General features: G+C 61.4%; 14 protein-coding genes. All 14 read right to left on the bottom strand.

Going from position 1 to position 10,781, the window contains the following annotated elements:
• Positions 1–288: 288 nt before the first annotated feature.
• Positions 289–717 (bottom strand): hypothetical protein, encoded by a 429-nt coding sequence (locus tag AB6N07_RS09930; protein WP_370677641.1) that lies wholly within the window; start codon positions 715–717, stop codon positions 289–291.
• Complete coding sequence (locus tag AB6N07_RS09925) at positions 714–1,157, bottom strand: phage tail tube protein (protein ID WP_370677640.1); 444 nt, start codon at positions 1,155–1,157, stop codon at positions 714–716. Before AB6N07_RS09925 ends, AB6N07_RS09930 begins: the two co-directional genes overlap by 4 nt.
• A gap of 237 nt (positions 1,158–1,394) precedes the next feature.
• The gene (locus AB6N07_RS09920) at positions 1,395–1,865 is read right to left on the bottom strand and encodes a hypothetical protein (RefSeq protein WP_370677639.1); all 471 of its coding nucleotides are present in this window, start codon (positions 1,863–1,865) and stop codon (positions 1,395–1,397) included.
• Entirely contained in the window at positions 1,858–2,253 is a 396-nt protein-coding gene (locus AB6N07_RS09915; protein WP_370677638.1) for a DUF3168 domain-containing protein, read from the bottom strand. The genes AB6N07_RS09920 and AB6N07_RS09915 overlap by 8 nt, the downstream gene beginning before the upstream one ends.
• Positions 2,250–2,597: a phage head closure protein gene (locus tag AB6N07_RS09910; protein WP_370677637.1), complete on the bottom strand. Its 348-nt coding sequence runs from the start codon at positions 2,595–2,597 to the stop codon at positions 2,250–2,252. Before AB6N07_RS09910 ends, AB6N07_RS09915 begins: the two co-directional genes overlap by 4 nt.
• Positions 2,597–3,226: a hypothetical protein gene (locus tag AB6N07_RS09905; RefSeq protein ID WP_370677636.1), complete on the bottom strand. Its 630-nt coding sequence runs from the start codon at positions 3,224–3,226 to the stop codon at positions 2,597–2,599. Before AB6N07_RS09905 ends, AB6N07_RS09910 begins: the two co-directional genes overlap by 1 nt.
• A gap of 90 nt (positions 3,227–3,316) precedes the next feature.
• On the bottom strand, positions 3,317–3,820 hold the full coding sequence (locus AB6N07_RS09900) for a hypothetical protein (RefSeq protein WP_370677635.1): 504 nt from the start codon (positions 3,818–3,820) through the stop codon (positions 3,317–3,319).
• A gap of 31 nt (positions 3,821–3,851) precedes the next feature.
• Positions 3,852–4,229: a hypothetical protein gene (locus tag AB6N07_RS09895; RefSeq protein WP_370677634.1), complete on the bottom strand. Its 378-nt coding sequence runs from the start codon at positions 4,227–4,229 to the stop codon at positions 3,852–3,854.
• 42 nt (positions 4,230–4,271) lie between these two features.
• Positions 4,272–5,582, bottom strand: coding sequence for a phage major capsid protein (locus tag AB6N07_RS09890; protein WP_370677633.1), 1,311 nt, complete (start codon positions 5,580–5,582; stop codon positions 4,272–4,274).
• A gap of 69 nt (positions 5,583–5,651) precedes the next feature.
• Positions 5,652–6,701, bottom strand: a complete 1,050-nt coding sequence (locus tag AB6N07_RS09885) for an HK97 family phage prohead protease (RefSeq protein ID WP_370677632.1) — start codon at positions 6,699–6,701, stop codon at positions 5,652–5,654.
• Positions 6,702–6,714: 13 nt separating this feature from the next.
• Positions 6,715–7,074 (bottom strand): hypothetical protein, encoded by a 360-nt coding sequence (locus AB6N07_RS09880; protein WP_370677631.1) that lies wholly within the window; start codon positions 7,072–7,074, stop codon positions 6,715–6,717.
• Positions 7,075–7,080: 6 nt separating this feature from the next.
• Positions 7,081–8,415: a phage portal protein gene (locus AB6N07_RS09875; RefSeq protein WP_370677630.1), complete on the bottom strand. Its 1,335-nt coding sequence runs from the start codon at positions 8,413–8,415 to the stop codon at positions 7,081–7,083.
• Positions 8,402–10,240, bottom strand: a complete 1,839-nt coding sequence (locus AB6N07_RS09870; RefSeq protein ID WP_370677629.1) for a terminase large subunit — start codon at positions 10,238–10,240, stop codon at positions 8,402–8,404. The genes AB6N07_RS09875 and AB6N07_RS09870 overlap by 14 nt, the downstream gene beginning before the upstream one ends.
• Positions 10,218–10,685, bottom strand: coding sequence for a hypothetical protein (locus tag AB6N07_RS09865; protein ID WP_370677628.1), 468 nt, complete (start codon positions 10,683–10,685; stop codon positions 10,218–10,220). The genes AB6N07_RS09870 and AB6N07_RS09865 overlap by 23 nt, the downstream gene beginning before the upstream one ends.
• Positions 10,686–10,781: the final 96 nt, after the last annotated feature.

The following is a 10,781-nucleotide window of genomic DNA, read 5'->3' as shown; positions in this document are numbered from 1 at the left end:
ATACATGGACCCGAATTGAACAGCCATGTCACGCCCCCTTGGTGCCAAAGACCTTGTCGAGGACGCGCGCTATCTTCTCTGCGCTCATAGGCTTTTCGCCGCCAGAGCCAGGGAATAGGTCGGATGCGCGTCTCGGGAACTTGTCGGCATCGATCCGCTGCAACCACGCGATTGCCCAGGCTTCCTCGAGGCGACGGCGCGTTGATGCGGAGATGAAAGCCAGGACCTCACACGGGGCGAGATCCCAGAACTCGTTTGGATGTAATCCTGCCCGGAATGCCTGAGCCCTTAGCGCTCCGACGAAGCCTCCGGGTTCCGGGGGGAACCGTCGTCGTCCTCGTCGTCAGGTTCGCCCTTGGCTGCCGCATCGGCTTGTGCCTTGAAGGCGAACTCGACCTGTTCCATGAAGGACCGACCGCAGTAGGCATAGAAATAGGCGTCGCGGAGTTTATCGCGGAGATCGATAAGGGTAAGGTTTTCGATGCCGCCGATATTGATCTTCTGCGACTTGCCACCCCTCTTACCGCCGAGTTCCGCGATAGCAGTGAGAACGTCGAAATCAAACTTGTCGAAGCCGTGATTGACCTTCTGCATCCAATCTTCGCCGAAGCGCGCCTGGACTTGCAGAAAGTCTGCCGTGGTAAGCTTGAGATAGACGTTGTCGCCGGCTTCCGGGAAGTCGACGACGCCAGTGAGTTGGGCTTCCGGATTGGTCACGCTGAATCACCCCACGTCGTGAGGCCGGAGAGGCGGAACGTGCACTCACCGGTAATCTTGCCGCTGGCCTCGCCGGAGATCTCGTTCGACTTCACGAAACCAACACCGGACAGCGTCTTCCCGACGGTGGAGGGGAACACGACCTTGAAGTTCTTCATGGCGCCGCTGGCCAGCCACGACTCAACCCCGGTGGCGCTGTCATGGGTCGCAATCGCCGGGTTGAACTGCAGCGACAGCGCGATCGAGCCAGGGTCGACGAAACCGGGCTTGAACTCCTTCATATCGGAAAGAAGGTGGGTGAACTCGATCTCATCGGCCTGGCGGCCGCTGATCTTGATGCTGGTGACGTCGGCGATTGCCGTGAAGACTTCGGTGGGGGTGCCGCCATCACCAACCTTGAAGCTCATACCTTTCGCGATGACGCCCTGAGTGGCAACCATGATCTCAACCTCCAGGTTTGGTCGCCGAGCAGGCATTCATGTGCCGGTCGGCTTCGGTTTGGACGAGGGTTTCGAAGCCGCACTTGCTGCAGCTCCAGTGCGGGAGACCTGACCAACGGCCCTCGGTCATTCCGCATTCGGGTAGGCCAGAGACAACTTCGCCCGCCGGAGGGGCGGGCGTTGTGGTCTGGGCCGTGATGTCTTGATCGGCGGGGATCGCCGTAGAGAGCTTGCGTCTCATCGTCTCGTCCTAGCGCCTCCAACCATTGAGAGCCTAAGGATCTGCCATGCGAACCGGCCGAGGCGCGAAAGCGTCTCTTCCTTGTTCTGCTCAAAGGCAGGGCGGGCGAACGGCTTGGGCCGGGCACCAGGATGCATCCAGCCGCCGCGATAGTTGGGTTGCCAGTGCGGCGCCGTGCCGTACTCGACCAGATGGGCGATCTTGCGGGCACGTTTGGCGAAGGTGAGCCAGTAGATCCGCTTGGCTCTGCTCCTCGACTTCGGGACAACCGCGACGCCTTGATCCAGATGGCCACCTCTTGGCGTCGGCCCGGGCACCCTAAGCCTGGTGGCATTCGCCACCGTCGCTTCCTTCATGGGCTCCAGCGATGCCACCATGGCGGCATCAAGGCCCTTGCTGGCCATCTCATCGGCCATGCGGCGCAATGCGGCGCGCAGATCCTTGTCTCCGGTGAGCCCGCTAGCCATTGGTCTTCCAGTCGAGGTTGTAATCGATCATCAGGCGGAAGATCGTGAGGTCATCGTTGCTATCCGGGTACTCCGTGCCTTCCTTCTGGAAGTTCGCCCAATAGGTCCCGATCACACCGGTGAAATCGTTCAGAGCGGCCTTGACCGCCTTGCCGATTTGGCGGGCAACAGACGGCGATGATGCGATGCAACTGACCGTCACCCTTGTCTGCGGGAACCCAGAGGCGCCGGATAGCATGTATCCCTCGTCCTCGTTTACCTCCTCGACCTCGATCTTAGATGGGGCTGCCGTTGGGGTGCCATCCTTGACAGAGATCTTGGTGCCAACCAACGCGGCGACGCCGGCATTGGCCTTGAGAACGTCAACTGTGATGGTGATGGCGCTCATGGCGTCCCGCCTTGCTGGGCGTTGTAGATCACGGCATCAACGATGGTGCTCTCATGCTTCATCAGATCCGGCAGGATGGACTTGATCTCGTAGAGCTGGCCATCGAAGTTGATGCGCATCGTGCTGTTGATGCCGTCGACATCCTCATAGCGGAACGTGAACACGGCCGTATCGGCGCTGTAGGAGACGCCATTCTTGAACTGCTCGCCGCCGCGCTTGATGAAGACACTGGCATTGGCCTCAATGAACACTGGCCAGGTAGTCGCAGGCACCCCGTACTCATCAGTAGTGCCTTCCTGCATGTGCAGGATCTGCACCTCAGCCCGGTTACGTCCGCTGCGCATCAGCCTTCTCCAAAGGGTAGCGGCCGGCGAAGCTGCGTGACGAGGAAATCGAAGCCGAAGATGATCTTCTGCGGGACCGAGGCATTCCCGGAACCACCAATGAACTCGGCTTCCCGGTTCTCGTACCAGGCCGCTGCGATCAGCTTGACGAGTCGTTTGAGGTTGTCAGGTACATCGGCTGCCAAGTAGCCAGCGGCAAACGTGATCTTCACGGCCCGGGGATCATCCGGATCTGTCGACGGCCAGTCGACATCGCTGCGCTTGAAGATCTCCGCCTCGATGCTGCCTCGGCGAAGCGTGTAGGCGCTGGAGGAAAGCGTCTGCTCGGTTCCCGCGGAGTCCTTGTAGACGATCGACGTGATGGACCGCACCGGCGGATAGGGCAGGTCGATCACCCCGTTGGGGAATGCCGGGAGGTAGAGGGCATATGTCGTCGGGAGGATCGTGAGATTGAGAACCCCGCTACGCCCGCCGAGAGAAGCGACCGTATCCTTGATCGCGTCTTCACAGTCGGCCAGCACATTGGCGCTGGAACTCGCGACGCGCATGTGGCGGCGCAGCGCATCAACGGAGAGCACATCGAACTCGGCATCCGTGGTAGGCGCCGTGGTGACTTCGATGTCGAGCATGATCTGATCTCCGATATTCAGCGGGTGGGACGATAGGAGCGCCGACCGCCCCACCCGCCTTCTTTCAGCGCGGAAGCCCATGCGCCGAAATCACTCCCAGGACTTGACGCTGTCGATGGCCTGAGTAATCGGCTGGCGATCAGTGCCAAACAGCAGCAACACAGCCGACCATTCGACGGTATCGGTACCAGAGGCGTTCAAATCGGGGGTAACCTGCGCCTGGATGAACTCGCGGGCCGCGGCCAGGTCTACATCGACCTCCACGGTGCCAGTCACCGTGCCGCCGCCGGCAGGACCGGTAGCAACAACCGTCGAGGCGATGGCGTCACCATAGTCGTCAGCGCTGGTGCCAGAGGAGTCCGTGGCATCGCGGAACTGCGCAGCGATGGCGAGCGTCTTCGTCGCCGCCAGCGTAGCCGTATACGCGATTACGAGCTTCGCCGACATGAAGGCGCCGGCATCGGACGGCTTGCGGTCAACCCAGGCGCCATCGACTTCCGTGGCATCACCAGTGCCAGCAGCAGTGGCGGTCTTGTTGATCGCCACGAAGGCGGAACGGCAATAGGCACCGCCATTGTGGAATTTCGGGTTCATGACTTCTCCTGATCTCCGGCTGGCGGCAGTGTCACTGCTCGTTGACCTTCCGGCGTTCGATTTCGGTGGTGATGATCTCGATCGCCCGCGCCTTATCCATCTTCGGCTCATCGGGCTTGAGCTTCTTGGCGAGGGCGATCTGCTGGAGGTGGTGCTCATCGCCCCACCCTTCCGGGATCTCGACGTCGTCGGGATTGACGGTAGGTTTGGGCTCTTGCGGCGGCTTGGGCGGCTTGGCCTTATTTTCCTCGACGGGGGCAGTAGAATCCGCCGTTTCGGTGGGGTCGACGGCGATCTTCTTGTCCTTGAGGGCCTGCGCGATCTTCGGGTCGAACCCGGCAACATTGCCCGGCATGTACGGGCCGTGGCATTTCACGAACCGCACCGAGACCAACTTTTCATCGCTCATGATTTTGCGCTCCTTTTGCCTGATCAGATCAGGCGTTGATCATCAGCCGCCGTACTTGACGGCCGTGAGGGTGTGGACCGCCGGCAGATGGCGCAGCGCGACATCGTGCTGCATCAGGCCGAGGATCAGGGTCTCGCCGCGCTGGAATGCCGACCGCATGGTGCCGCCGGCGTCGTAGTAGGCGGCCTGATCGGAGGCGCGGAACTCGAGCGAGGAAGCCTCGCCGAACAACACGTTGCCGAAGGCGATGAGGGCGATGACACCTTCATTGCTACCGGCGCCCAGGTTCTCGGGCAGGTTCGTGGTGTCGAGCACCGGGATACGCTTCAGCGTCGGGTTCGCGGCCTGCAGCGTCGGGAATACGAAGTTGCCGTTGCCATCGCGAAGGTCTTCCATGTAGCCGATCGTGCGGCGGCCGATCACCCATGCCGCCGACTGCAGCGATACATTGCGCGTGGTAAGATAGTTGATCGCCTTGCGGAGATCGCTATCGATGTTGGCCACAGTCGGGGTGGTCGAGTTTGTCGCGGCATTGGAGCCGATGCCGGGGATGTTGAACAGGCCGAGCGGTCGCCCCTGGAGGCCGTCACCACGGAACATATTCGAGTCCATGGTTTCGGTCAGAGCCTGACGCAGGTCCGCCTCCACGAAGGCGCGAGCGCCAGCAATGGAGAACTGCAGGAACTGGTTCGACATCGGGATCAGCGCCTTGAGCTCCTTGGCGACCATATTGATGTCGCGGAAGGTCTCTTCGGTCGCAGCGGCATTGGAAAGCTCGGTACCGTAGCTCGCCGAAGCCCCGGTGGCGCCGCCGGCCTGCGTGAAGGTGCCGTTCGGCATCGGTACGGGACGCGGGTTGCCGCGAAGGAACGCGGTCTGGGGGCGCAGGAACTCAATGATCTCTTCCGACATATTCTCGGGGATGAGAATTCCACCACCGACAGCCGACGATGCATTCAGAGCCTTCTGACGAGCGGTACTGGCGGAGAACTCATCGGCGAGACCGCCGTAGCCGCCCTTACGCAGAACCTCGAGCGGGTCGGATTTCCCGTTGGCACCCATCGCCGTGGCAATGGCCAGAAGGCCGATCTTGGCCTTGAAGTCATGCCTGTCCTTGACCACGGCGGGCTGCTGATTGGGCTGCTCTATCGACTGATCGGCCGGAGCAGACGATGTCCGGACGAGGGTCTGCTCGGCCTCCTCCAGGGTCTTGATCTGAGCCTCGATCTCCTTGATCTCGGTGTTGATCTCGCCGACCTTCTTGAGGTCTTCGAGCTCGAGCGCTTCCTTCGTGGTAAGCGCCTTCAGACCTTCGCCCAGCTCCTTGATCCGGGCGCGCAGCTTCTTGATCATGATAGTCTCCATGAAAAAGGGCACCTTTCGGCGCCCTGTCTCCCTCGGTTCGTGCCCGGTCGGGATTGGTCAGTCGGTGATGAGGCCAGCGTCCTTGAGCCGCTGGAGGGTTTCGTTCGCGGCCTTCTTCGCTGATGCGATATCGGCTTCGCTGGGAGGCGCCGGCGGTTCCGGCGGCTGAGGTTTCAGGATCTTCGTGATCGCCGTCACGATGCGATGGACGAGGCTATCCTCAGACTTGGCATCTTCGGCCTTCGGCTTGGGCTGGCAGCCGGCCTCATCCATCTCGGGCTCATCGCCCTCACCGCAGCCTTCGCCGCCGTCCTCTTCGCCACCGTCCTTCGCAGCGACTCCAGCCTCGCTGGACTGGTCACCACCCTCCTTGGCGTCGGTCGCCGGCGGAGGAGGAGGCTCATCCGCAGCCTTCGGGATGAGGTCGGCGAAGGCCTTGGCGGAGATCACCTTGTAGGCTGCCTCGTAATCCTTGCGGGGGGTCAGGAGCCTAGTGACCGGGTCAAGAGCCCACGAATCGAGGACTTCTTCGATCTCGAGTCTGGCAAGCTTGGCATCGTGATCCGCCATCTTGGCGAGTGCGCCCGGCTGAGCTGGGATGGTGCAGAGCGAGCACTCGACGAGCTCGCTTTCCGTGATCTCATACCCCGGCCAGTTGCTATCCTCGTCGCGTTCTCGCTGACGGAGCTTCTTCGGTAGAAACCCAATGGAGACCGCCTTGAGAGACCCGGCCGCAACATGGCGAGCACACCGATCGGCGTCTTCGTCTACCTCTTCGGCAAGGAAGTTGAGATCGCCCTCGGTACGCTTGGGCCGGCCGGCAGTGATCAGCGATAGCGCTGACCAGTTGCCGATCGGGAACTCGCTGTAGTGGCGATAGAGCGCCACAGGGTTTTTCAGGAAGTTGGTGAGGTCGATGCCGGCCTGGACGACGATATCGCGATCGCGATCCGGCTCCTCGGTCGACATGATGAAGCGCGCCGTGCGCTTCTCTGGGTCCCAGCTCGGCGGGGCCTTGAAGGCGACCGCCTTGAGCACCGTGCCATCGGAACGACAAAAGTCCTTCCGCTTCTCCCGGTACTCATCGGGGGAAATGATCTTCGGCATGGCGATGGCGCCCTCAGTTGATGGTGAAGGCGCGCACCGTCAGAGCCGCGTTGCCGCTGGCGTAGGCGATGGGGAGATTGCCGGCGGCGTTGCGATAAGCGGAGATCTCATCCGGCGTGAACACGAAGATGCCCGGCTCGCCGGCGGCCAGCACCAGGCTGCGCGTCGGAACGTCCACCTTGCCGACTCCCTCCACCTGGGCCGTGGTCCGCGTGGGGGCGGCCGATACGGTGATCGAGGACGAATGGCCGTTCTGAAACTCCACGACGAGCGTGCCGCCGCGGTAGATGATGACGTCGCCAGCGGGAGCGGAAGCCGCCCAGGCGAGCTCGTTACCGGCGTTATTGATCGCCGTAGGAGTAATGTTTGCCATGTCAGGTCAGCCCTTCACGAGATGGAGCTCAGTCTTCCCTGACTGAGCCGGTTGATCCGGCGCGGGAGTGGTGCCGGCATCGGAGCTTGGCTTGCTGCTGGCCGCCACGACCGTTCCATCCTCTTTGACGAGGGAATAGCCGGAGGGAAGGAGATAGACGTCGCCGTCAGGATCTGGGGAAAGCCCCATCTTCCCACGCGCTTCGTTCCGCTTGATCACCGACCGCTCAACCATCCTGGAAAGACGCTCGGTTTCGGCCTTGTAGTCGGTCAGCAGCAGGGCTTCCCGGTTGTGGCGGATGGTCAGCCCTGCGAGCCGGTCCTTGTCGGAGAGCAATGCGCGGTCGTATCGGCCTTCGTAGCGCTGCAGGAACGGCTCCATGGTGTCGCCGATGTAGCTCTTCTCCATGGTGTCAAGGTTCTCGTACTTGACGTTGACCAGATGGAACATCTTCTGCGGCGGGATACGGAGCAGGCGACCAGTTGCAACGATCTGCGCCTCGAACTGCTTGGTCAGCTCGGCATCCTGTGGATTGCTGGCAATCGGGGAGAACTTCAAGCCCTCCAGGATGATCGGCTCCTTGTTGCGGGAAAACCGGTTCATCATCAGCTTCAACTGCGAGCGGAGGCGGTTGAACACCTCCTCTGGCAGAATGGTGGCCCCGAGTTCCTTTTCGAAGACGCCGCGGATCTCGGCACCATCTGAAAACAGATCGTCGCGATAGGTCTCGATCGCCTCGCCGGTCTGAAGAGTCTTCCGACCAGCCATCATCGTCGAGTAGCCATCGAAGCCATTGAGGATACGGCTCCGGACATGGATCATGTCGCGTTCGGGGACCCGGAGGAATGATCCACCTAGCAGCGCGGCTTCCTGGATGCTTCCTGCTGTGACGTCATAAAATACCGCGCGCCCGGAAAGGATGCTGGACACGTTGCCGAACTGGACCGGGATCAGCTCGAGAGCATCACCATTGGGCGCCCGCTTCACCACCGCGTAGCTGTTCGAGGAGATCGCGCCCCAAAGGCCCATCATCTCCTTGAACTCGAACCATGTGTGCCGATAGTTCGGGTCCAGAGCAAGGAATGCCGCAGCCTCATGCTCCTTGGCCTCCATGACACGATAGGTGCCATTCTTCAGCCGCGTGCAGAGCTGCAGAGGGGCCTTTGCCATATCCTGGGCCAGGATGTCACAGCAGACGAGGAAGGCTGCCTGCTGGAGCGCCTGAGTGATGGAGAAGGCGCCCCACGTCTGCCCGAACGCGGCAACCATGTCCGTCATCGACATCCCGTCGATATCGGTCAGCGCCGAGCCGGAGCTGCCCTGCTTCTCAGAGAGATCCATTGCTCACAGTCTCCGCACCGAGCAGACCCCGCTTGAGGTAGGGGTCGACCACTTCCTTGGACTTCTTGCGCGCCTTGATGCCCTCGGCACCCATGCGCATGGCGTTCGCCATCACCGCGGCCACGAAGCCATCGATCTTGCGCTCGCTGTTCGGGCCGTCCTTCTTGGGTAGGATCGTTCCGTTTGCCCTGATATCGCCGACGGCGTTGAGCATGTGCCAGCGCAGGCACTCGCTACCGTCATGCACCAACTGCCTGCTGGCGATCGATGCCATCAGGTCCTCAGTGGGGACCGTCATCGTGGTTGGCCGGTTCGGGAAATCGAACACGTACTCGATGCCGTCGTCCTCATAGAGCGTCTTGAACAGCTCCGATCCGCCGGCGGCATGGTCGTAACCGATCGATTGGACGTCGAAGACCTCGCAGTAGACGAGGATGTCCCTCCGCAACGCATCGAGATCGATCTTGCCTGTCGGCTGGATGATCAGCTCGCCGCGATCGTGCCAATCCATCATCAGCGCATGCAGATTGGGGCTCTGCAGCGTAGGCGATGACTCCGGCAGGTAGAACCGCCCGAATATCGGGGTCTGATAGCCCAATTCCTCGAACAGGAAGACAATCGCCGTCATGTCCCGGTAATGGCTAAGGTCGACGCCGATCCAACACTTCCGCCCGACCATCGTCTCCAAAGTCACGGTCGGGTCGGCGCATTCGGCCCATGCTTGCGGGTCGACCAGCCCGGTTGCCGCGTTGCTCCAGATATTGAGGCGCGTCCGGAAGAACTCTTCCCTGTCGACCGGCGAGAACCGGGCCTTCTGCGCGAAACTCCTGACCGAGTCCGGATCGATCGAGACGCCCCACATCGGGTTCGCCTTGATCCAGATATCCTCATCGGTGAGAAGCCGCTTCTCGTCCTTCAGATCCTCGTCATCGACGGTGAAGATGAGAGCGAACATGCGATCATCAACGTTTTCGCCCTGCAGAACCCGAATTGCATTGGTTCGCTCCTCCCAGCCAAGCCCCCAGGCCTGCCGGCCTGCGGTGGTGATCTGGAACATGAGCTGGTTCGACCGGGCGCCCATTGCGGACTTGAGCACCTGGTAGAGGCCCGGGTTTTGCGAGTGCAGCTCGTCAAGGATGATCGTGGATGGGTTCCAACCATCCTGGTTCTTGGGGATCGTCGCGAGCTTCTGCATCAATCCCCGGTTCTTGCCGAACCGGATGATCTTCTGCGTCACCTCGATCTTGTGCGTCTCGGCGAGTTCGGTCTCTTCCGAGATGATGCGCGCCGCGGCGTTGAAGACGTACTTGGCCTGGTCCTCGCTCGCGGCGCCGATGATGATGTTCGGCTCTTTCGACAGCGTGAACAGGCCGTCGTAGAGCCCGATAACCGCCGCAGTCCCCGATTTATCGTGCTTTCGAGGGATTTCCAGGTAGACCCAATTTACCCAGCGAGATTGCCAGCGGTCTTTGCGGCGGAACCCATAAATCGAACAGCCGATGAAGACCTGAAACGGCTCCTTCTCGACGTAGTTTTCGCCCCGCCAGTTGTCGCCGACCGGGCACTTCTCCCAGAAGTCCAGGAAGTCGACCGCATGCGCCGGCGAGAAGGTGAACGGCGCATTCGGATCGGCCGCCCTGCGGAGCATCCGCAGATAGCGCTTGCACGCCAGCTTGACGTAGCGGCATGCCGGCTCGCGGCCCTCAACGACCGATTCTGCATAGGCCTTGGCTATGGCCGGGAAGTCAGTGAACTCCTCGACATCGCCATCCACATCGAGATAGATCGGCGGGAACCGGAAATCATCCCTCCTGAGATGACGCAACGGCGCGGATTGAGAAGCCGGTGCGCCGGAAGCGGTTCGACCTTTCTCCCGGGCTGGCAAGGACTGGCGCCTCCTCGGCGATCCGGAGGTCCCGAAGCATCCTCTCCAGCATAAGCGTGGTGGATACCGAAACCGACTTGCCGGCGGTCAGGCGCGAGAACTGCTGACCGTACTGCAGAGCGTATTGCTCGGCGGTCAGCACCGTCGCCATCGTCAGCTTGTTCTGGTCGAAGAGGGTCTTGGTGATCTCGTCGTATTTCTGCCGGGCGATCCCATCAAGCGGCAGGTTTGGCTCCGGTATGGATGACAACCAGGGGCCGGTGACCACCTTGGCGGCAGCCTCGACCTTGTAGACGTCGTCCGATCGGCTTGGCCTAAACGTGCCCTTGGCGATCTTCTCGGCGTCGCTAAGCCGGTTATGGCCACCTGACCCCTTACCACCCATGTTGAACCTCATATGGCTGCCGGCCGGGAGAGGTCAGTTTCCCGGCCGGCAGCACTGACGCGTTTCCAAGGGCTACGCTATCTCCAAACGGCACAG

This window comes from Pleomorphomonas sp. PLEO, from assembly GCF_041320595.1.
GTDB lineage: Bacteria > Pseudomonadota > Alphaproteobacteria > Rhizobiales > Pleomorphomonadaceae > Pleomorphomonas.
This window is presented reverse-complemented; position numbering and strand designations above follow the sequence as displayed.

Excerpts from the sequence above, each read along its gene's own strand:
- AB6N07_RS09865 (WP_370677628.1), bottom strand. The coding sequence starts at position 10,685 with ATGGGTGGTAAGGGGTCAGGTGGCCATAACCGGCTTAGCGACGCCGAG.
- AB6N07_RS09885 (WP_370677632.1), bottom strand. The coding sequence starts at position 6,701 with ATGCCGAAGATCATTTCCCCCGATGAGTACCGGGAGAAGCGGAAGGAC.
- AB6N07_RS09895 (WP_370677634.1), bottom strand. The coding sequence starts at position 4,229 with ATGAGCGATGAAAAGTTGGTCTCGGTGCGGTTCGTGAAATGCCACGGC.
- AB6N07_RS09910 (WP_370677637.1), bottom strand. The coding sequence starts at position 2,597 with ATGCGCAGCGGACGTAACCGGGCTGAGGTGCAGATCCTGCACATGCAG.
- AB6N07_RS09925 (WP_370677640.1), bottom strand. The coding sequence starts at position 1,157 with ATGGTTGCCACTCAGGGCGTCATCGCGAAAGGTATGAGCTTCAAGGTT.
- AB6N07_RS09915 (WP_370677638.1), bottom strand. The coding sequence starts at position 2,253 with ATGAGCGCCATCACCATCACAGTTGACGTTCTCAAGGCCAATGCCGGC.
- AB6N07_RS09920 (WP_370677639.1), bottom strand. The coding sequence starts at position 1,865 with ATGGCTAGCGGGCTCACCGGAGACAAGGATCTGCGCGCCGCATTGCGC.
- AB6N07_RS09875 (WP_370677630.1), bottom strand. The coding sequence starts at position 8,415 with ATGGATCTCTCTGAGAAGCAGGGCAGCTCCGGCTCGGCGCTGACCGAT.
- AB6N07_RS09880 (WP_370677631.1), bottom strand. The coding sequence starts at position 7,074 with ATGGCAAACATTACTCCTACGGCGATCAATAACGCCGGTAACGAGCTC.
- AB6N07_RS09905 (WP_370677636.1), bottom strand. The coding sequence starts at position 3,226 with ATGCTCGACATCGAAGTCACCACGGCGCCTACCACGGATGCCGAGTTC.
- AB6N07_RS09900 (WP_370677635.1), bottom strand. The coding sequence starts at position 3,820 with ATGAACCCGAAATTCCACAATGGCGGTGCCTATTGCCGTTCCGCCTTC.
- AB6N07_RS09890 (WP_370677633.1), bottom strand. The coding sequence starts at position 5,582 with ATGATCAAGAAGCTGCGCGCCCGGATCAAGGAGCTGGGCGAAGGTCTG.